Source organism: Paraclostridium bifermentans, from assembly GCF_019916025.1.
Lineage (GTDB): Bacteria > Bacillota > Clostridia > Peptostreptococcales > Peptostreptococcaceae > Paraclostridium > Paraclostridium bifermentans.
The window spans coordinates 1,332,640-1,355,429 of record NZ_CP079737.1; the positions used below are offsets into that span (position 1 = coordinate 1,332,640).

General features: G+C 27.2%; 20 protein-coding genes. 15 read left to right on the plus strand and 5 right to left on the minus strand.

From position 1 onward, the window contains the following. Nucleotides 1-31 precede the first annotated feature (31 nt). From cspD to KXZ80_RS06410, 10 genes are all read left to right on the plus strand, one after another. Complete coding sequence (gene cspD, locus KXZ80_RS06365) at nucleotides 32-235, plus strand: cold-shock protein CspD (protein ID WP_021429181.1); 204 nt, start codon at nucleotides 32-34, stop codon at nucleotides 233-235. 198 nt (nucleotides 236-433) lie between these two features. After that, the gene (gene asnB, locus KXZ80_RS06370; RefSeq protein WP_021432619.1) at nucleotides 434-2,272 is read left to right on the plus strand and encodes an asparagine synthase (glutamine-hydrolyzing); all 1,839 of its coding nucleotides are present in this window, start codon (nucleotides 434-436) and stop codon (nucleotides 2,270-2,272) included. Between the two features lie 19 nt (nucleotides 2,273-2,291). Next, nucleotides 2,292-2,981: a response regulator transcription factor gene (locus KXZ80_RS06375; protein WP_021432620.1), complete on the plus strand. Its 690-nt coding sequence runs from the start codon at nucleotides 2,292-2,294 to the stop codon at nucleotides 2,979-2,981. A 2-nt stretch (nucleotides 2,982-2,983) separates the two neighbouring features. Continuing rightward, nucleotides 2,984-4,438 (plus strand): HAMP domain-containing sensor histidine kinase, encoded by a 1,455-nt coding sequence (locus KXZ80_RS06380; protein WP_038285155.1) that lies wholly within the window; start codon nucleotides 2,984-2,986, stop codon nucleotides 4,436-4,438. Nucleotides 4,439-4,451: 13 nt separating this feature from the next. After that, the gene (locus KXZ80_RS06385; protein WP_021432622.1) at nucleotides 4,452-5,591 is read left to right on the plus strand and encodes a YncE family protein; all 1,140 of its coding nucleotides are present in this window, start codon (nucleotides 4,452-4,454) and stop codon (nucleotides 5,589-5,591) included. Nucleotides 5,592-5,737: 146 nt separating this feature from the next. Beyond that, entirely contained in the window at nucleotides 5,738-6,313 is a 576-nt protein-coding gene (locus KXZ80_RS06390) for a TVP38/TMEM64 family protein (protein WP_021432623.1), read from the plus strand. 84 nt (nucleotides 6,314-6,397) lie between these two features. Next, nucleotides 6,398-7,246, plus strand: a complete 849-nt coding sequence (locus tag KXZ80_RS06395) for a DUF4438 domain-containing protein (protein WP_021432624.1) — start codon at nucleotides 6,398-6,400, stop codon at nucleotides 7,244-7,246. Between the two features lie 143 nt (nucleotides 7,247-7,389). Further along, a complete protein-coding gene (gene tpx, locus KXZ80_RS06400) occupies nucleotides 7,390-7,875 on the plus strand; it encodes a thiol peroxidase (protein ID WP_021432625.1) in 486 nt (161 codons plus the stop codon). A 130-nt stretch (nucleotides 7,876-8,005) separates the two neighbouring features. Further along, nucleotides 8,006-8,881 (plus strand): hypothetical protein, encoded by an 876-nt coding sequence (locus tag KXZ80_RS06405; protein WP_021432626.1) that lies wholly within the window; start codon nucleotides 8,006-8,008, stop codon nucleotides 8,879-8,881. A 188-nt stretch (nucleotides 8,882-9,069) separates the two neighbouring features. Continuing rightward, nucleotides 9,070-10,041: a DUF2804 family protein gene (locus KXZ80_RS06410; RefSeq protein WP_021432627.1), complete on the plus strand. Its 972-nt coding sequence runs from the start codon at nucleotides 9,070-9,072 to the stop codon at nucleotides 10,039-10,041. 67 nt (nucleotides 10,042-10,108) lie between these two features. Here the strand turns inward: KXZ80_RS06410 and KXZ80_RS06415 are convergent, their stop codons facing one another. The 4 genes from KXZ80_RS06415 to KXZ80_RS06430 form a co-directional block, all read right to left on the minus strand. Then, nucleotides 10,109-11,173 carry a 4Fe-4S dicluster domain-containing protein gene (locus KXZ80_RS06415; RefSeq protein ID WP_021432628.1) on the minus strand — a complete coding sequence of 355 codons (1,065 nt, stop codon included), beginning with the start codon at nucleotides 11,171-11,173 and terminating at the stop codon, nucleotides 10,109-10,111. A gap of 207 nt (nucleotides 11,174-11,380) precedes the next feature. Beyond that, nucleotides 11,381-12,418, minus strand: coding sequence for an ABC transporter substrate-binding protein (locus KXZ80_RS06420; protein WP_021432629.1), 1,038 nt, complete (start codon nucleotides 12,416-12,418; stop codon nucleotides 11,381-11,383). A 90-nt stretch (nucleotides 12,419-12,508) separates the two neighbouring features. After that, complete coding sequence (locus KXZ80_RS06425; RefSeq protein WP_038285158.1) at nucleotides 12,509-13,312, minus strand: ABC transporter permease; 804 nt, start codon at nucleotides 13,310-13,312, stop codon at nucleotides 12,509-12,511. Further along, nucleotides 13,299-14,051, minus strand: a complete 753-nt coding sequence (locus tag KXZ80_RS06430; protein WP_021432631.1) for an ABC transporter ATP-binding protein — start codon at nucleotides 14,049-14,051, stop codon at nucleotides 13,299-13,301. The genes KXZ80_RS06425 and KXZ80_RS06430 overlap by 14 nt, the downstream gene beginning before the upstream one ends. Nucleotides 14,052-14,345: 294 nt before the next feature. Here KXZ80_RS06430 and KXZ80_RS06435 point away from each other — a divergent pair, with 294 nt between their 5' ends. The 5 genes from KXZ80_RS06435 (at nucleotide 14,346) to KXZ80_RS17870 (ending at nucleotide 21,088) form a co-directional block, all read left to right on the plus strand. Then, nucleotides 14,346-15,317, plus strand: coding sequence for a TIM barrel protein (locus tag KXZ80_RS06435; RefSeq protein ID WP_021432632.1), 972 nt, complete (start codon nucleotides 14,346-14,348; stop codon nucleotides 15,315-15,317). 289 nt (nucleotides 15,318-15,606) lie between these two features. Beyond that, nucleotides 15,607-17,346, plus strand: coding sequence for an ABC-F family ATP-binding cassette domain-containing protein (locus tag KXZ80_RS06440; RefSeq protein WP_021432633.1), 1,740 nt, complete (start codon nucleotides 15,607-15,609; stop codon nucleotides 17,344-17,346). A gap of 122 nt (nucleotides 17,347-17,468) precedes the next feature. Beyond that, nucleotides 17,469-17,906, plus strand: a complete 438-nt coding sequence (locus tag KXZ80_RS06445) for a hypothetical protein (protein WP_021432634.1) — start codon at nucleotides 17,469-17,471, stop codon at nucleotides 17,904-17,906. Nucleotides 17,907-17,938: 32 nt separating this feature from the next. Continuing rightward, entirely contained in the window at nucleotides 17,939-19,918 is a 1,980-nt protein-coding gene (locus tag KXZ80_RS17865; protein ID WP_021432635.1) for a DEAD/DEAH box helicase family protein, read from the plus strand. A 147-nt stretch (nucleotides 19,919-20,065) separates the two neighbouring features. After that, nucleotides 20,066-21,088 carry a DUF3427 domain-containing protein gene (locus tag KXZ80_RS17870; RefSeq protein ID WP_021432636.1) on the plus strand — a complete coding sequence of 341 codons (1,023 nt, stop codon included), beginning with the start codon at nucleotides 20,066-20,068 and terminating at the stop codon, nucleotides 21,086-21,088. An 88-nt stretch (nucleotides 21,089-21,176) separates the two neighbouring features. On the opposite strand, the gene KXZ80_RS06455 is transcribed toward KXZ80_RS17870, so the two are convergent. Next, nucleotides 21,177-22,775, minus strand: a complete 1,599-nt coding sequence (locus tag KXZ80_RS06455) for a peptide chain release factor 3 (protein WP_021432637.1) — start codon at nucleotides 22,773-22,775, stop codon at nucleotides 21,177-21,179. Nucleotides 22,776-22,790 lie beyond the last annotated feature (15 nt).

Sequence of the window (22,790 nt, forward strand, 5' to 3'; positions counted from 1 at the left end):
TTTTTTTACAAGGTTTTAGGAGGATTCCAAAATGATGAATGGAACAGTTAAATGGTTTAATAATGAAAAAGGATTTGGATTTATATCTGTAGAAGGTGGAGATGACGTATTCGTACATTTCTCAGCTATACAAAGAGATGGATTCAAATCATTAGAAGAAGGTCAAGCAGTTAACTTTGAGATAGTTGAAGGAGCAAGAGGACCTCAAGCTGCTAACGTAACAATAGCAGAATAATTGAGTTTATAATATATAAAACACAATTAAGAAATTAAAACTAGAGAGTTTTCTCTAGTTTTTTTTATTGTTAATGAGGTTCATGTAACGGTTTTGTTACATATGCGTAATCAATTTGTTACAGGGGTATGATAAAATATGTAAAATAGGCAGGAAAAAGTAGGAATAATTTGTATTTATGACAGAAGGAGAAATTTTATGTGTGGACACGTTTTTTTATATAGTAAAAAAGGAAATGTTGATGAGGCTTTATTAAGCGAATTAACTGAAAAAATTAATCATAGAGGACCTGATGATACAGGATTATTTGTAAAAGATAATGTAGGGTTTGGATTTAAAAGACTTAGTATAATTGATTTATCTCATGGACATCAACCATTTAGTAAAAAAGAGAGTACGATAATATTTAACGGGGAAATCTATAACCATGAAGAGTTAAGAGATGAACTTATAGCTAAAGGTCATGAGTTTAAAACAGGATCAGATACAGAAGTATTACTTACTTCTTATTTAGAATATGGAAAATCAGCTGTTAAAGATTTTAGAGGAATGTTTGCATTTGTAATTTATGATGAGAACACAGATACTATATTTGGAGCTAGAGATCATTTTGGTATAAAGCCATTATACTACACTGAAAATGATGAATATATAGCATTTTCATCAGAATATAAAGCTTTAATGCCAATAGTAAATGACAAAAATGTAGATGATAAAAGCTTACAAAATTATTTATCATTCCAATATGTTCCAAGATATAATACTATGATGGAAGGAATCAAAAAAGTACCTAACGGAACTTGTTTTACAATTGAAAATAATCAAATAAGATTTGAAAAATATTTTGAACCTAGATTTACAAATGAAAAAGAAGTTACAAAAGAAGATATATACAATATATTAGACGATTCTGTAAAGCATCATATGATATCTAATGTTGAAGTTGGAACATTTTTATCAGGTGGAATAGACTCAACTATAATTGCTGCATTAGCATCAAAAATAAATCCTAAAATAAAATCTTTCTCTGTAGGATTTGAAGTAGACGGATACAATGAATTAAGTGTTGCAAAGAAAAGTGCAGATGCATTAGGAATTGAAAACATACAAATAAGAGTAACTCAAGAAGATTATATAAAAGCACTTCCTAAAGTAATCTATAGTTTAGATGATCCATTAGCAGATCCATCATGTGTTGGAATATACTTCTTATCAAAAGAGGCTAGAAAACATGTAACTGTAGTATTATCTGGAGAAGGAGCTGATGAGTTCTTTGCAGGTTACAATATATACAAAGAATATGAAGCTGTTAAGCCATTTTTAGGATTATCTAAAGGGTTAAAGCAAACTTTAAATAAAATATTTACAAAAATGCCAGAACTAAGAGGTAAAAACTACTTAGTTAGAGCAACTACACCTTTAGAAAAAAGATATATAGGAAATGCTAAAATATTTGAAAATAATGAAGTAAAGAGTATAATAAATAAGTATGATGATAATAACACATATAGTAAAGTAGTTAGAGATTTATATAGAGATTGCAAAAGAAAAAGTTATGACTATGTAACAACTATGCAAGATATAGATATAAATACATGGTTAGAAGGCGATATTTTACTAAAAGGTGATAAAATGTCAATGGCATCATCTATAGAACTTAGAGTACCATTTTTAGATAAAGAAGTATTTGAAGTTGCTAGACATTTAAGATTAGATCAAAAAATAAGCAATAAGAATACAAAAGTTTTACTAAGAGAAGCATTTAAAGATGTAGTACCTCAACATATGGTAGAAAAGAAAAAATTAGGATTCCCAACACCTATAAGAGTTTGGTTAAAAGATGATTTAGGTAAATATGTAAGAAGTATAATAACTGAATCAAAAACGGATGATCTTATAAATAAAGAGTATGCTATAGGTTTATTAGATGAACATATAAAAGGAAATAAAGATAACTCAAGAAAAGTTTGGACAATATTTGTATTCTGTTTATGGCACCAAATATTTATAGAAGGAAAAAATATAGATTCTTTATAAACGAAAGAAGGATGTAGATATGAAGAAGATATTAATAGTTGAAGATGAAGAAAATATATCGGATATACTATCTTATTCTCTAAGAAAAGAAGGTTATGAAACTAAAATAGCAGATACTGGAAAGTATGCTATTGAACTTGTATCAAGTTTCAGGCCAAACTTAATTATATTAGATTTAATGCTCCCAGATATGAATGGTCTTGATATCTGTAGGAATGTAACAACTAATTTCTCTATACCTATAATAATGTTGACTGCAAAGTCAGATACTATAGACAAAGTTTTAGGCTTAGAATTAGGCGCGGATGATTATATAACTAAGCCATTTAATATAAGAGAAGTAGTTGCAAGAGTTAAGTCTATATTTAGAAGAATAAGCTTATTAGAAGACAATATTAAATCAGATATAGAAGTTGTTAAATTAGCAAATGGCTTAGAAATAAACAAAAAAGAAATGAAAGTTAGATTAGATAATGAAATTATTCATTTAACAAGTAAAGAATACGAACTTCTTTTATATTTTGTGGAGAACATAAACACAGTACTAAACAGGGCTCAATTACTAGATAATATATGGGGTATAGACTTTGAGTGTGAAAGCAGAACTGTAGATACCCATATACAAAGACTTAGAAAAAAACTAGGTGATTACAATTGTATAGAAACTGTAATTGGAGCGGGGTATAAGTTATCTGGACAAAAAATATAAATATGAAAAACTCCATAACCAACAAAATAATGTTATTTTTCTTAGTTATAATATTTTTTGTTATATTTTCTATAGTTATTTATAGCAACTCAGTACTTAATAATGTAGTAGAGTATTTAATTGATAATGAAATTAAAGATACAACTAAAAGTATTAATTTATATTTACATCAGTATTTTAGATTTAATAAAATGGAATTTAATAAAATTTCATTTGCGTCAAAAAGTAGTGCAATTTCAAGGGATTTGACTTATAGATTAGATAAAACAGTTTATATTTATAATGATATGGGAGGACTACTATATCCAAGAACAGAAAAATATAAACAGCTAAAAAGAACAAAAGATATGGAAAATGCATTAAATGGAGAACTATCTTATACAATCGAGTATAAAGATGATAAAGCTTTGGTGTATGTATCATATCCTATTTTTAGAGAAGATAAACTCATAGGTATGATAAGATTTGCAAATGATTACACACCTTTATTTAATAAAACTAAATTATTTATAAATAAAACATTGATTTTTTCTGTTATGATTTTTGCGGTAAGTATGATTATTGCATATATTATATCAAAGCAAATAACATCTCCAATAAAAAACTTAGCAAATAAAACTAAAGAAGTTACAGATGGAAATTTTGATGTAAAAATAGACATAAGTTCTAGTGATGAGTTAGGAATGCTTGCATCTGATTTTAACAATATGATTGAGACAATAAATACTCAGATAAAAACTATAGAAAATGATAGAGATAATTTAAGGGAGTTATCAGAAAAACAAAAGAAATTTTTTGATAATGTAACTCATGAGCTTAAAACTCCTATGACAACTATAATTGGATATAGTGAGATTATAAAAGACAATCAATTTACAGATGAAGAGTTTTTTAATAAGGGAATAAATAGAATCATATCTGAGGCTAATAGATTAAATAGAATGATTGTACAATTACTTGATATATCTAAAAATAGTAATAAAAACTTTGATTATGAATTAAAAAAGATAGATTTATCTAAAATAATAGTAAGTATGTGCGAAGACATGACTCATAAGGCTAAAAAGTATAATATGAGTATAAAAGTAAATGTTGGAAAAAACATAAAAATAATTGCAAATGAAGATAAAATTAAAGAAATTATAATAAATTTACTTGATAATGCTATTAAATATGGAAAAGTTAATTCAGACATATTTGTAAACGCGCATATAGAAGGTAAATTTGCAAATATATCAGTCATAGATTCAGGAGAAGGTATTGAAGAAAAAGAACTTGAAAATATATTATCTCCTTTTTATAGAGTATCTAAAAGTGAAACTAGAGAATTAGGTAGTACTGGATTAGGACTTGCTATTGTCAAGTCGATAGTTGATAGTTATAATGGGAAAATCGACATTAAAAGCGAGGTTAATAAAGGAACTGAGGTTTCTATAAAACTTCCTACAATAAGTTAAGGAGAACTATATAATGCTAAAGAATATAAAGCAAGATATAAAGAATATAATACTTTTACTTTTTATTGTAGGGATACTTTCGCTTATTGTATATGTAAGTGTATATGAGAATAAAGAATATAGCAAAAATGTAAAATTAGATGGAAAAACTTATGATTACAATGAAAGTAACTATAAAAATAAAGATGAAAGTATAAAATTAGACTCTGTTATACCTATAGATGACTATATTCTAGATTTAGAATTCAATGAGGATAACTTGCTAGCTATCAGTAATTATACAGATAACAACAAATCTGGAATAAACATATATGAAATAAATCCTGATGATGAAAGTATTTTAAATGTAAAAACCTTAAATGATGGTGTTTTTACTATGTATAATTTGGAGAGTATGTCTCCATCAAAGGAAATACTAGCATATAATACAGCTGAACATGAAAAAAATGATAAATATAAAGACTTAAAGAGTGTGCTATATAATTTAAAAGACGACAGTTATATTACATTACCTTACTATTTTGATTTATTAGGCTGGGTACCAGATAGCAGTGGTTTTTATGGTTATAAAAATGGCGAATTATTTTCATATGACATAAATGAAGAAAAAATTGTTAAAACTTATGAACTTAAAAAAAGTGATTATGTAAATAAAATTTTATTTTCCCAAGATGGAACAAAACTTTATATGTTAAATGTAAATAAAAATAAAATTGATATATATGATTTGAAAAACAATTCAGTATCTAAAATTGATGATATAAAATTTATATCTGACTTTGATGTTATAGACGATACACATTTATTAATTGAAGGAACTAATGCAGATAAGAAAAATGTATATATATATGATACGGAGCATAAGTCTAAAAAAATAATAAATGGAGTACATTTAGATGAAATGTATTTAAGTAAAGATAAAAGCAAACTAGTAACTGTATATTATACTGGTAATAATGAAAGTACTATAGATGTATATGAACTAGGTATGTATAGTGAGAATGTAGATGTATATAAACTAGGAAGCATACCTATGATAAAAGGAATACCGTATATAGCAATAAGTGATAACAACAAGTTAGCATATTCTATAGAAGGTAATAAATTCGGTGAAAGCGAAATATATACATATAGTATATCGAGTAAAAAATGACAACTCATAAGAGTTGTCATTTTTGTTATATTTACATTACAATTAAGTAATAAATATTGATATAAAAAAATAATAGGAGTAAAATAGTATTAAATTAAAGGCAGACAACAAATAGAATTTGCTTATAGATTTAAGGAGAATAGAGTATGGAACATATAGAGACATTATTTACATTAGCTAGAGATAACTTTATTTTAGTTTTTATAATAGGGACATTTGCAAGTTTTTTAGAAAGTTTTATTCCTGCATTGCCACTAATGGGGATAGTAGTTGCAAATAGTGTTATGATGGGATGGGTATTTGGTCTTTTAGGATCTGTAGTGGGATCTTGTACAGGCACATATTTATTATTTTTATTGTCAAATAAATTTAGTCATATAAAAATATTTGAAAGAATAGAAAATAACAAAGTTGATCGAGCTATAAACTGGGTAAAACATCAGGGATTTGCCACATTATTTATTGCGTATTCTTGTCCATTTATACCTGGATGCTTGGTTACTATAGCTTGCGGGGTTTCAAATAAGAGTAGCGAAAGTTTTGTACCAGCTATGATAAGTGGTAGGATATTAATGTTTTTAATTGCAAGTTATATAGGTAATGATTTAGTAGGATTTATACATAGTCCTATGAGAATTATATTTGTAACAGCAGTAACTATTATATCATTCTTAGTTGGAAGAAAAATAAATACAAGAATTGAAGCTAAACATCATAATTAACATAAATTAAAAAATTCTCTAATAGTATATTATTAGAGAATTTTTACTTTTCTAAAATATTATTTAAAATATAGGGGGAATTTTATGTTAAAAACAAATAAAGATAAAGTTGTAAAATGGTCAGTTCAGGGGAAAATACATCATCCTCTAGCTTTAAGCTATAGAGTAACCCATGAAGGAAAACCTGTTATATTACCTTCGACAGGAGGAATTTCATACAATGTAAAGATAGGGGATTGTGTTTATGGTTTAGCAGGAGATCATGTTGAACCAGGAGTATCTATTAGAAATGAAGATGTAAGAGAAAGCAATGCACTTATGACGTTTGCATGTATAGGAAATGAGGCTAAGGTTGTAAGTGGAGAAGCTAAAGGTGCAAAAGGATATGTTACAGGGATGCATGGTGGAATAGAACATGTACTTGTACACTTTGATGAAGAAACTTTGGAAAACTTAGCTATAGATGATAAAATCATGGTAAAAGCATATGGTCAAGGTTTAAAATTAGAAGGATTTGATGATATACATATAATGAGTATAGATCCAAACTTATTTGAAAAGCTAGGAATAATAGAAAAAGATGGAAAAATACAAGTTCCAGTTGTTGCAAAAGTACCACCATACTTAATGGGATCAGGAATAGGCTCAAGTAGTGCTTATACTGGAGATTATGACATAATGACTGCTGACTTTGATGAAATAAAAAGACTTGGACTTGATAAATTGAAATTTGGAGATTTAGTTTTACTAGAAGACTGTGATAATACATATGGAAGGGGATATCTAAAAGGCGCAGTTAGCATAGGTGTAATTGTCCATAGTGATTGTGTAACTCTTGGTCATGGGCCTGGAGTTACTACTATAATGGTTAGTAAAACGCCTATAATTGAAGGAATTATAGACGAAAATGCAAATATATCTAAACATATATAAATAAAAAATTAACTATAAGCATTATTGTTTAATAACAATTTGAGCGGGTATAAAAGAGTATAAGAAATTATGCTCTTTTATTTTGCATAATATTTGAATTAAAGACAAAAATAAAATTGAAAGATAATTAGGAGGATATATATATGAAAGTTACATTTAGTGGAGCACCATTAACATTAGAAGGGAATCAAGTTAAAGTAGGAGATGTAGCACCTGATTTTACAGTAGTAGGGAATGATTTAAGTCCTATAAAGTTTAGTGAAACAAAGGGAAAAAGAATATTAGTAGCAGTTCCATCAATAGATACTGCAGTATGTGATATAGAGGTTAGAAAGTTTAATCAAGAAGCTGCAAAGTTAAATGATGTTAAAGTATTTACTATATCAATGGATTTACCATTTGCACAAGCTAGATGGTGCGGAAATGCAGGAATTGAAAATGTTGTTACTGCATCAGATTATAAAGATAGAGAATTCTCTAAAGCTTACGGTTTATATATAAAAGAATTAGGTCTTGTATCAAGAGCTGTTATAGTTGTAGATGAAGACAATAAAGTAGTATATACAGAGTACTTAGAAGAAATAACAAATGAACCTAACTATGAAAAAGCAATAGAAGCTGTTAAGTAATAATAAAAAGATGTCTCAAAAAAAAGTTTTTGAGACATCTTTTTTTAATATTAAGAAGGAAAAAGAGTGTACTTTATCAAAGTATATATAATCTTTGTTTTTAATTGAAATATTAGGGGGGATATATTTGGTGGAAGAATTTGATATAAATGGAGCTTTGATAAAATTTCCTGAAGAAAAAGTAAGATATAATTCTATTAGAAAAGAGTTTTTAAATCAAGCAACTGAGTATAAATGCAAACTGAAAAAAGAATTGTCTAAAAATTACACATCAAAAAATATAAATGAAGTTGGACTAAAACTATATGAAGAGTATATAGATAATTGCATAAAAAAAGGTGTAGAAATAGTTGTTAACTATGAAATTATAACTATTGACACTAACCTTTTCAAAAAGAACTATTGCCTAAAATATCTAACATACTCTAAAAAATCTAAAAACTTATCAAAAGATTATTTAATACAAAATAAAAATAAAAAAATAAGCTTGGCACAAAAATCAATGGAAGATAAAAAGTTAATAAATATATTATCAGATAATTTATTTGAAGATTGCTTTAAAGTCCATTATGCAGTAATTGATGCCCTTTTAGATAATGGGGTAGACATAGTATCTAGTTATATAGAAGAAGAGAATATAATAAAAGCAAATGCACTATTTAATAATTATAGAGATGGATTCATAGATAAAACTAATGAAAGTTATGTTATAAAACAAATAATTGCCCTAAATCCATATAGAAAAGATATATATGAGTTTTTTATAAAAGAAGATGGTGATTTTAATAGTGAAATAGAAAGATTAACTAAGTTTTTAGGCTATGATGTAAAAAAATATAAAGAATATTTAATGAACAAATATGTAGAAAATATAGAAGAAAATCATGGGTGCGATATTGAAATTGAAAAAGAAAAAATTGAAAAATATGCAAAATATATAGGATATGATAAGAAGGAAATTTATTGTGCTAGAGTAGAAGCGTTGTATATTTATAAAAACGCATAATAAAAAGAGGCCTTTGAAAGATAGTATGATAATACAAAATAATTCATATTATCTTTTTAAGGAGCCTCTTTTTTGTGTATAGTTAGTTAAATTGACTTAGTTAAGATAAATTTTATTTAAAGTGTAACTTTTTTAAAAAAGAATAATATACTAACTTAATAACTATATTTATATAAAGGGGGAATGGCATGAGGCGAGTAAGAGATAATAAATCTATATGTGATAATAATGGATTTTTAAATGAGTATGCTATTGGATGGAATGATATACCATTTAAAGATTGTTCTATAAATCAAAGCTTTCTAAAGAAAAAGAAATGGAATCAATATGTTTGGATAGGGAAAGATTTTATATTTAACTTTGTAATATCAGATTTAGGACATTGTTCAATTATACATGCAGACTTTTATAATTTAAAAAATGATATAAAAATAAGTAAAATATATAGACATCCTATAATTAAATATATTGTGATTGATGATAAAATAAACTCATATGCACATTACAAAGGGAAACGCAAATTTATAAATATATTAAGAAGCTCAGGTTACTTAAACCTGGATTTAAAAATAGATAATTTTGATATTACCTCAACTATATACTTAGATTATGAATCTTTAAATGTACTTATTCCATGGGATGTGGAACATTTTCATTACACATCAAAGCATATGAACTTAATAACTAAAGGTATATTAAGAATAGGAAATCAGCAGTATGATTTAAGTGATTCAAGATGTTTTATAGATTACGGTAGAGGGGTTTTAAAACGACAGTGTGATAGAGAATGGCTAACTAGCTATTTTACAAATGAAAATCATGAACATATATCTATAAACTTAGGAACAAAGTACACTGATTATACAGGTGTAAATGAAAATGCATTAAAGATTGATGACAAGATATATAAATTTGATAGCGATGTTGATTTCAATTACAACAACGATGGAAGTATAGATATAAAATCAACTAGAGATGATGAAATAAATTTAAAATTTAAGCCTATAATTAGTGATATAAAGCCTGATAATATAAAAGTATTTAAATATAAGTTAAAACAAATGGTAGGATACTTAAGTGGATATGTAATGTATAAAGATGAGAAAATTAACTTCAATAATGAAATAGGGTGGTGTGAAAATCATTTTGCTAAGTGGTGAAGATATTAAAGAATTCAATTATATAGCCGTCTAATAATATGTTAAAATATTATTTAGACGGCTTATATTACCTCATCCAACCAGGATTACCAGGTACGAATGGTCTTTTACCAAATTTTTTCGTATATTCTTGAAGAACTTCTTTTATAGCAGGTAAGTTATCTTTAAATGTATCTATATTTTTTATACTTTCTAATTGCTGAGAAAATGGGCAAACAGCAATGCATATGCCACAGTCAGTTCCTAGATATCTCCACTTTATATAACATGACTCAGCGTCTATTTTCCAATTATAGACCCCATCAATCTCTTTAGATGATTCATTAGACAAAGAAGTAGAAGGACAGTTATAAGAACATTTTTTGCACACACTACAAAAATCATCTAAACCAAAATCTATAGGTGAATCTTCATCTAAATCTAAATCTGTAGTTACAACTCCAAGTCTTACACAAGATCCATATTCTTTAGTAGTAAGAACTGTATTTCTTCCAATACAACCAAGACCTGCATCTTTAGCTATTAAAACTGGCATTAAAAGGTAGTTTGAATCCATATGATTTCTAGCATCATATCCTAAATTTCTTATATAGTAACTAAGAACCATACCTATAACTGATACATCTACATAAGCTTTGCTTGTTTCAATTACCTCAGCTAGCATAGGACCTCTATTTATCATATCTTTTTCCATTGGAACTGCAAAAACTATAGCATATTTATGATTAAGATTTACTTTTTCTCCATAAACTTCTTCGTGTCTGCCTCTATGAGTATAGAAATGATAATCTTTAAGTTTTGTAATTCCAACCAATTTAGCTCCATAATGTGAAGCAAAACCTTTAATACGCTTAGTTATAATTTTTTTATTAACTTCGATTTTTGTATCGCTAACTTGTCCTTCACAGAGATGTTTAATATCTGATAAAAATTCAAATGCAGAAGACGCCATAGGAGAATTAACTTCATTGTATGTCATAGTACCTTCTCCACAAAGCTCTGGTCTAGATCTAATACTATCATCTATAGCTTTTTTATCTGGATTTTTTTCATAATAATCATTATAAGCAGGTGAGTTCTTTTCATAGCTAGCCCTTGAAAATATAAGATCTCTTTCATCAACTCTATTCATAATATTCCCCCTATCCCTATAATAAAATTATATACTATCTTAATTAAAAAAGGGAAAAGATTATCTTTAAAAAGACAAGCTTTTCCCTTAAAAGGTATTCGCCTATAATAAATAGGAGTAGAATTATTATAGTAAGGTCGAATCCAATATATACTAATATTAGTATATATTAAAGTATATTAAATTATTACTATTTATGTTACTAAATTATTTTATATTTTTTATGCTTTCATTAGCAAAACTTGTATCAACAATTTTTTCATAAGGAGCTTTTTTATCAAGCTCATTAGCTTCTTCCATTACATTCATTAAAAGATTTAAACTATCTTCTTTTAATACAGGGTCAGAAGACCATGCATCTATAGATTTATATCTTTCAACTACAGATACTAAATCTTTTTTCTCGAAATCTGTAAAGAAAGGCTCTATAGCTGTAGCAACTTCTTCAGCAGTATGATTTTTAACCCATACTTGACCTTTATAAACTGCGTTTGTAAATCTTTGGATTACTTCTTTATTATCTTTTATATAATCTTTAGGTGCAGAATAAGCAGTGTAAGGAATAAGTCCAGACTCTTCACCAATAGAAGCTACTACATAGCCCTTGCCTTGCTTTTCTATTTCAGAAGCAGCAGGTTCGAATAATGCAACATAATCACCTTCACCACCGGCAAATGAACCTGATAAAACATTGAATTGAACATCTGTACGGACATTTACCTCATCATTTTTAGTATTTGTTCCTAAAGTTAGATTATTTTTCTTTAAAACATATTCTAACGTCATTTCAGGAACTCCACCTTTTCTACCACCTAAAACTTCTTTACCTTTTAGCTGATCAAAAGAGAAATTATCGTTTTTCTCACGAGATACTAAAAAACTACCGTCCTTTTGAGTTAATTGTGCAAAGTTTACTGCGTAGTTGTCATTGCCTTTATTATATACATAAATAGAAGCTTCAGGACCCATAAGGCCTATGTCAACCTCTCCTGAAAGTAAGGCTGCCATAGTTTTATCAGCACCTTGTGTATTTATAAGATCTATTTCTATACCTTCCTCATCAAAAAATCCTTGAGTGATTGCTGCATACTGAGGGGCATAAAATATAGAATGAGTTACTTCTCCTACTGTTAACTTAGTCATATCTTTATCAGTAGCATCTGAAGAAGCACCTTTTGTACAACCAGTAACACCCAATGCAAGGCTTGTTGCCACTGCCAATAAAGTTGAGATTTTTTTGAACATAAATAACCCCCTTTAAAAAATTTATACCATTTATTTTATTAAAAATTTATAATACATGTTACATATAGTTAATACTATATGGCATAAAAATTATCTTTTAGATCTATAAATTTTCTCAGCTATATTTAAAACTTGATACATTACTAAAGCGCATACTGCTAATACTATTACACCCATCATAACCAAATCTAATTTAAATACTTGACCTCCATAAACTATTAGATATCCAAGTCCGTATCTAGAAACTAAGAACTCTCCAACTATAACTCCAACCCATGCCATACCTATATTTATCTTTGTTAAGTTAATTAAGTTTCCTATATTTGAAGGGAATATTAACTTAGTTAAAATTTGAAACTTAGTAGCTCCGAAACTCTTAAGCATTTTTATTTTTTCTTCATCTACTGATATAAAATAGTTATAGGCTGAAAGGATAGTAACAACTACAGAAATTGTAATAGCTATAACTATAATACCTTTCATACCAGCACCAGCCCAAACTATTAAAATAGGAGCAAGAGCAGTTTTAGGAAGTGCATTTAAAACTACCAAAAACGGGTCTAGAATTTTTGATATACGTTCAGACCACCAAAGAAAAATAGCTATTAATATACCTAAAACGGTACCAATTACTAAACCGACAACTGTTTCATAACTAGATATAAAAACGTGTTTTAATAGCTCACCAGTTTGAAGATATTTAACAAATAAAGTATAGATATCACTTGGCTTACTGAATAAAAATACATCTATAATGTTTAATCGAGCTAGTATTTCCCACAATGCTAGAAATCCGATTAATAAAAGCCATTGGGAAAAAAATACTATTCTCTTTTCTTTTTTTATTGATTTTAAATACTCCATATGACCTGTGGAAAGATTATTTTGTTTCACTTGAATCGATCTCCTTCCATAAGATGTTAAAATAATCTTTAAAGTTTTCGGCACTACGTGATATAATAGGGGTTCTTTCTCCAGATATTTTTAAGTCTATAGTATAGATATTTTTAATCGTTGCAGGACGCTTTGAAAGGACTGCTATTTTATCTGACATGGATATAGCTTCAGATATATCATGGGTTACTAATATTGCGGATTTACCTTCATTTCTAATAATTTTGTAAACATCGTCACTAACCAATATTCTAGTTTGATAATCAAGAGCTGAAAATGGCTCGTCAAGCAAAAGAATATCGGGATTTACAGCAAGTGTACGAATTAAAGCAACTCTTTGTCTCATACCACCGGATAGTTCTTTTGGATACATATTTCTAAAGTCCCATAAACCATAGGTTTTTAATAATCTTTCAATTCTAGAAATAGCTTCAGGAGTTTTCTTTTTTTGAATTTCAAGGCCTATTAAAATATTATCCATTATAGTTCGCCACTCTAAAAGATGATCCTTTTGAAACATATAACCTATATTGCCAGTTATATTAACTTTACCGGATGTTGGTTTTAGAAGCTCTGTTAAAATATTTAAAATAGTAGATTTACCACTTCCAGAAGGGCCAAGTAGGGTTAGAATTTCTCCCTCATTTAAAGAAAAGTTAATATCATTTAAAACTTGGATTTCACCATCTTTATTATAAAAGTTTTTGGTAAGATTTTTTACATCTACTATTGATGTCATAAGATGTCACCTCCATAGATTTTGCTAGTATACTTTATAGTATTAAAATCTATTTGGTTTTGTACCATTTAAATAGATACAACAAGAGATATTTAAGATTAAATGCAACATATATGTAATAAAAATTTGAATATATTTGAATATTAATGAAATATTATAAAATTTATTATACAATTAGGATATTATAAAATTAAAATTTTATTGACTTATAGATATAGGAAGTTATTAAAAAATATAAAAAGTTTTGATTTATACACAAATGAAATAAATTAAGTTTACAGGGGGATTTTAAAAATGTTAAAAATTATTAATTTATCTACATATAGTTACGATATGGACAGGTATAATAACAACTGTGAGAATATAAATAAATTTTTAAAAAATCATAATATAGATGCAATAGAATTATTTGCACCATCAGGATATAGTGAAGAATTAATACCTGAAAATAGAATAAAAGGAATACATTTAAAACACTTCCCTATTTGGCTAGATTTTTGGAATGGAAATAAGAAAGGTATGTTAGAAGACTTTGATAGTGTAGAAGGTATAATAAACAATTATGGTGGAAGTGATAAAAAGGCAATAATAAATCAATATAAAGAAGAAATAAAATTAGCAGAAAGGCTAAATGCCGAATATGTAGTATTTCATGTATCTAATACAAAACTAAAACATTGTTACAACTACAACTTTACATATACAGATAAAGATGTAATAGATGCGTCTATTGAGTTAGTAAATGAAATATTTAAAGATTTAGATACAGGGGTAACAATACTTTTTGAAAACTTATGGTGGCCAGGGCTTAGAATGGTAGATAAAAAATTAGTAAAATATTTTATTGAAAGCATAGAATATGAAAATAAAGGATTTATGCTAGATACAGGCCATTTACTTAATACAAATTTAAACATAGATACAGAAGAAGAGGGAATCGATTATTTATTAGAGATTATAGATGAGTTAGGAGATTTAAAAAGTTACATAAAAGGAATTCATTTAAGTAAATCTATCTCTTCAAAATATGTTAAAAATCAAATTTCAAAATATGAAAATTTAGAAATTAATTATAGTGAAATGATTAAGGATATAATTTTTCATATATTAAAAATAGACGAGCATAAGCCATTTACAAATAAAAAAATAAAAAAACTAATAGATATAATAAATCCAAAATATTTAGTATATGAATTTATAACCACATCTTTGGATGAATTAAGTGATTTTATAAATATACAAGATAAAACTTTAGGATTATATTAAACTGTGATTATATGATGAAAAAATGGTTACAATAATTGAATTTATAACTTTGAAAAATAAATTGAAAATTCAGATATATTTAATGGTAAGTTTATAAATGTACTAAACAAGTAGAGTTTCAATATAAAAGCATTGAAATAAGTCTTAAAAAATGGTATCCTATCAAAAGAAAATCTAAAAAGAATGTCGTTATTATATATAAAATCAATTTAAAAATTGGGATTTAATATATATATTTAAGAGCTTATTTATTTAAGCTCTTTTTAAATGATAAAGAGAGGTAATAAATATGATAAAAATTGACAACTTGTCCTACTCATTTCCAAACAAAGATCTATACAATAATATTTCATTTACATTAGAAGAGGGTCAACACTGTGCTTTCATAGGAGCTAGTGGTAGTGGAAAAAGTACACTTATAGATATAATTATGGATCCAGAAAGATACGTGTATGATGGTACATTAGAAATAGATCCAAACTTCAAAATTGGATATGTAAGTCAGTTCTTACAAGAAAATAAAAGCAAAGAAACTACAGTTTTTGAATATATAGCAGAAGAATTTATAAAATTACAAGAAAAAATTTCATCTATATGTACTGAAATGGAAACATCTTCGGATATTGATACGCTTTTAGAAAAGTACCAAGAAGCTTTAGATGCATTTGATGCAATTGATGGTGATGATTATGAAAGTAATATTAATAGAAAACTAAATCTTGCAAACTTAGGTAATCATAAAGATAAAAAGTTATCTGAAATTAGTGGAGGAGAATTTAAACTTATCCAAATAATTAAGGAAATGCTTAATAATCCTGACTTGATGATTATGGATGAACCAGATGTATTTTTAGACTTTGAGAATCTTAATGCGCTAAAGAGTTTAATTAATTCTCACAAGAAAACAATACTAGTTATTACACACAATAGATATCTACTTAATCATTGTTTTAATAAAATTATACATCTTGAAAATGCACAACTTCAAGAATTTGATGGAAGATATATTGATTATAATTTCTCATTACTTCAAACTAAAATTGAATTACAAGAATTATCTATTGCTGATGATGAAGAAATTGAGAGAAATGAAGCTTTAATCCAAAAATTAAGAGAAAGAGCAACTTATAATGCTGAAGCTTCTAACGGAAGAGCTTTAAAAGCTAGAGTTAAAATACAAGAAAGATTAGAAGCTCGTAGAATTAAAGCTCCGTTTGTAGATATTAAACAACCAAATATTAAATTAGATACTGATAATGAAATAGAAGAAACTATTGCTTTAAAAGTTAATGATTATAGAATGGCTTTTGATAAAGTTCTTTTAGAAGATGTTAATTTTGAAATTAAATCTAATGATAAAGTAGCACTTGTTGGTACAAATGGGGTTGGTAAAACCACTATACTTAGAGAAATATTCAAAAATAATAATAAATCAATTGAAATAAATGATGATATTAAGATAGCTTATTTATCTCAGGCACAATCAGAAATTTTAGACGAGTCTAACACAATATTTAAAGAATTTTCTGAGCTAGGATTTGAAAATCGTAGAGATGTTAGAAGATATATTTCAAATTATGGTTTTGGGCAAGATGCTATTGAACAAAAGATAAAAGATTTATCTGGTGGAGAAAAAAATATTCTTCAATTAGCTAAGGTATCATATATTAAGGCAAATATGCTACTTTTAGACGAACCAACAAGCCATCTAGATACTTATTCTCAAATAGCACTTGAAAAAGCTATAAAAGATTATAATGGTGCAATTTTAATGGTTTCTCATGATTACCAATTTATAAATAATTGCATGGACTATGTTTTAATGATTGAAGATAAGAAAATTAGAAAAGTTAGTATGAAAAAGTTTAGAAAAATGATTTATGCTAACCATTTTGATAGAGACTACTTAGAAATTGAAGAAAAGAAAAAATTAGTTGAAACAAAAATATCAAAAGCTTTAAGCGATATGGATTTTGAACTTGCAAAAGTGTTATGTCAAGATTTAGAAGAACTAATTAAATTGCTTTAAGTATTATATCGTCTAAAGTGACAAGTTAATATATAAATGGAAAATAAATAGGATTAGAGTAGGCCATATGTGCTTTATAAACTCTAATCCTAATTTTTATAGAATATAAGGAGTTGGGGAGTATGTTTCATATAGAAATAGGAAATGTTGAAGGAAGCGGATATAAGGAATTTATAGATTTGGCAACAAGTTTATCTGATAAGTTTTTACTAGTTGAAAGAAATGATATGAACTCAAGTGGCAATCTAATAAATGTTCTAAAAAAATTAGAAAGTTCACTAATAGAGATGAAAGAACAATCTGAATGGCCAAGTGCTATGTTGACTGAGTCAACAGCTAAAGTTTATTATTATAAAATAGATGATAACTCTAAAAATGTATTAAAAGAAGAAGTTGATTCATTATTTTCTTGGGAGCAGCCTGAATTACCTGAAGATTTATGCTTTATAAATGGTGATGAAAGTTGGATAAGTACATCATCTCATGAAGGGTATTGTGATATAATCTCAGAAGATGAGGATATTATTGATTCTATTTTAAAAATAGAGGGAGTCAAATAAGTATAAATAATAATTAAAATAAGGGGTAGAAAATGAAAATTAAAAAGGGGATATATGAGCAAGTAATCTCTAATAAAATACATGAAGAACTTAAAATTAGGGAAGATGAAATAAATATATTTAAAGAAGAAATAGAAAAAGAAGAAGCTAAAGTAATTCTTTCTAAATATTTACAAGAAGTAACTAAAAAAAGCTTAAATCTAATTAAAAACAAAGATATAAATAAACAAATTGAGGTATGTAATCAAATAATAGATTATTTATCTGAGCAAGTAGAAGATAAAGAAATAAAAGAAAATAATATACATAAAGATGGAGAAATATTATTAAGTGTAGAAGAAAAAATAAATAAATCTAAAATAAAAAACAATAATATAAGGCCACTAACCCCTATATCACAAAGCTATTTATTTACAAATTCTAACAATGAACCAGATTTAATAAGTGAATTAAAAAGAGAAATATTAAGTAGTGATAATATAGATATATTAGTATCTTTTATAAGATGGAGTGGACTAAGGCTTATTAAAGATGAACTTATAGAACATACACAAACTAAAAAACTTAGAATAATAACTACTTCATATATGGGAGCAAGTGAATTTAAAGCCATAAAGTTTTTATCAGAACTTCCAAATACAGAAGTAAAAATATCTTATGATACACAAAGAACAAGGCTACATGCTAAAAGTTATATGTTTCATAGGAACACAGGATTTACGACAGCATACATTGGGTCATCGAATATATCAAAAGATGCAATGACAACAGGTCTTGAATGGAATATGAAAGTTAGCGAAAAAGATTCTAAAAACATAGTGGATAAATTTAAAGCTACATTTGAAAGTTATTTTAATGATGAAGAATTTAAAACTTTTACAGAAGAAGATGAAGAAAAATTAAAAATGGAACTAAAAAAAGCTAGAGTAAGTGATTTGAAAAATGAAAATAACGATATAGCTAATATTGATGTTAGGCCTTATCATTATCAGCAAGAAATACTAGATACTCTAAGTGTTGAAAGAGATGTACTAGGGCACAATAAAAATTTGGTTGTAGCAGCAACTGGAGTTGGAAAAACTGTTATATCTGCATTTGATTATAAAAATTTTAAAAGTCAAAATAAAGGTAAAGTAAATAGATTACTATTTATTGCACACAGGGAAGATATATTATCACAAAGTCTTAAAACTTTTAGAACAATACTAAGAGATAGAAATTTTGGGGGATTATATAGTGGTAATTTTACACCTAATAATATAGATCATGTATTTATGACTATACAAACATTTAATTCTAAGAAGTTTGATGAATGTTTAGATAAAGAGTTTTATGATTTTATAATAATCGATGAATTTCATCATGCAAGTGCACCTAGTTATCAAAAGATATTAGAACACTTTGAACCTAAGGTATTATTAGGTCTTACTGCAACACCTGAAAGAATGGATGGAAAAGATGTTTTAGAATATTTTGATGGTAGAATAAGTAGTGAAATGAGATTGGGTGAGGCTATAGATAAAAAGTTATTATCTACATTTCAATATTTTTGTGTAAGTGATGAACTTGACTTAAGCAAACTTAAATGGTCAAAAGGTGGATATGACAATAAAGAACTTACAGAATTACTTACAATAGATAAGTTAAATTCTAAGAAAAGAGCAGACTTAGTCATTAGAAGCTTACATGATTATATATCAGATATTGATGAAGTAGTCGGACTTGGATTTTGCGTAAGTATAGAACATGCAAATTTCATGGCTAATTATTTCAATGATAAAAAAATACCTTCAGTTGCTATAAGCTCAAAAACTACTAAAGATGAAAGAGATAAAGCAAAATCAGGCCTTATAAACGGAAAGTACAAATTTGCATTTGTAGTTGATTTATATAATGAAGGTGTAGATATCCCAGAAGTTAATACAATACTATTTTTAAGACCTACTGAAAGCTTAACAGTATTTTTACAACAGCTAGGAAGAGGTCTTAGACTTAGTGATAATAAAGAATGATTAACAGTACTTGACTATGTAGGACAAGCACATAAAAATTATAACTTTTATGAAAAGTTCTCATCAATAGCAAGAAAAAAAGGAAAAGCTTTAAAAGAAGAAATTGAAAGTGGCTTTATAACACTACCTAAGGGTTGTCATCTTCATATGGAGAAGCAAGCTAAGGAATATATATTAAGAAATATTAATTCATTTATAAATAATAAAACAACTATAACCAATAAAATTAAAACTTTTGAAATTGAAAGTGGTAAAAAGTTAAATTTAGAAAACTTTATAGAATTTTATAACATAACGTTAAAAGAAATTTACAAAACTAAAAATAGTTTTTATAGACTTTGTGTAAATGCAAAAGTTAAAGAAGATTTTTGTGATATAGATGAAAAATGTTTAAGTAGTGGAATACTTAGACTTACAAATACTGATTCTGTAAAACTTCTTAAATTTTGGATAGAAATATTGCAAAGCTATAAAAATGAAAATAAAATTGCAAATTTAACTGATAGTGAAGAAAAAATGTTACTTATGTTGCATTACACTTTGTATACTAAGAGTCCTAAAGAATTAGGGGTAAATAATATAATTGAGTTTTTAAAAAGGTTGTATTCGAATAGATTAATGTATGAAGAAATTTTAGAGGTACTTAAATACAACTTAAATCATATAAAGGTAAAAACATTAAGTGATGAACTCGAGTTTGAAAGTAATTTAGAAGTTCATTCAACTTATACTAAAGAGCAAATATTAGCAGCATTTGGGAAAAATACAATAGATAAACAATATCCTCTTAGAGAAGGTGTTTTATATATTGAAGAAATAAAAACAGATATATTTTTAATAACTTTAAATAAAGTCGAAAAACATTTTTCTCCATCTACTATGTATGAAGATTATGCTATAAATGATAAATTATTTAATTGGCAAAGTCAGAGTAGGACAAGTATAGATTCGCCTACGGGACAAAGGTATGTAAATCACATGAACACAAATAACAATATATTGCTATTTGTTAGAGAAAATAAAAGAGAAGATGGAATTACTTCTCCATATATTTATTTAGGGCCAGCAGATATAGTAAGTTATAGTGGTAGCAAACCTATAAATATTGTGTGGAAGCTTAAAAATACATTGCCTGCAAGCATTGCTGTAAAAGTAGAAAAAGCTTTGTAAAAAATATATTTTCAAAAACACAGAGAATTTATGAATAATATAAAATTAATCCCCCTATGTAAAAAAGCAGACATAGGGGGATTGATATTTATAAAGAAGTTTCTCTTAAAACTAAACCTTCGTTTCTTTCAAGAAGATGTCTAATAGACCATTCATTTTGGAATAACAATACTGGATTTCTATTTTTATCTTCAACTAGTATTGTATCCATTGTCATCGAAAGCTTATCTGAATTGAAAGTCTCGGGTTCAATCCAACGTATATAACGGTAAGATAGTGTATTCATCATCATCTCAACACCATACTCTTGCTTTAGACGATATTCTAAAACTTCAAACTGTAAAACCCCAACAACTCCTACTATAAGTTCTTCCATACCAAAGTTAGGTTGTTTGAATACTTGTATAGCACCTTCTTCTGCTAATTGTGTAATACCTTTTACAAATTGCTTTCTTTTAAGAGCATTCTTTGTAGAAACTCTTGCAAAATGTTCAGGAGCAAATTGTGGTATACCAGTGTACTCAAGCTTTGATTGTTTTTCACTTAAAGTATCACCAATATTAAATATACCTGGGTCGTGTATACCTATAATATCTCCTGGATAAGCTGTATCTATTATAACACGGTCTTGTGCCACAAACTGTTGTGGTTGAGAAAGTTTTATCTTCTTATTTCTTTGAACATGATTTACTGACATGCCTTTTTCAAATTTACCAGAGCAAATTCTAAGGAATGCGATTCTATCTCTATGAGCTTTATCCATATTAGCTTGGATTTTAAATATAAATCCTGAGAAATTATCAGAATTAGGATCTATATCACCTAAGTTACTGCTACGAGGCATAGGTGGTGGTGTTATCTCTAAAAATGATTCTAAAAATGGTTCAACACCAAAGTTAGTAAGGGCACTTCCGAAGAATACAGGAGATAATTCACCATTTAATATTTTATCTAAATCAAAATTATCACCAGCTATATCTAAAAGTTCTATATCTTCTAGTAATTTTCCATGAAGAGCATCACCTAATAAAGTATTGAATTTTTCATCAGTTACCTCTCCAGTTATAGAATTAGCAATAGATTGTCCGTGGTTACCATCATCAAATAATTCTATTTGATTTTTATGACGGTTAAATACACCTCTAAATTCTTTACCAGAACCAATTGGCCAGTTTACTGGGCAAGAACGAATTCCTAATACATTTTCAATATCTTCAAGTAGTTCAAATGGGTCTTTTCCTTGACGGTCCATTTTATTTATGAATGTGAAAATTGGAATTCCTCTCATTTTGCAAACGTGGAATAATTTCTTTGTTTGCTCCTCAACCCCTTTAGCAGAGTCAATAACCATTACTGCACAGTCTGCTGCCATAAGAGTTCTATAAGTATCCTCACTGAAATCTTGATGTCCTGGAGTATCAAGAATGTTTATGCAAAAGTTGTTATATTCAAATTGAAGAACACTTGACGCAACAGATATACCTCTTTGTTTTTCAATTTCCATCCAGTCAGACACTGCATGTTTTTGAGATCTTCTTGATTTAACAGATCCTGCTTCACGAATTGCTCCACCATATAATAGAAACTTTTCAGTTAACGTAGTTTTTCCTGCATCGGGATGGGAAATGATTGCGAAAGTTCTTCTTCTTTTAACTTCATCAATCAAGCTTAAATTTTGTTCTGTCATTTTTTATCATCCTTT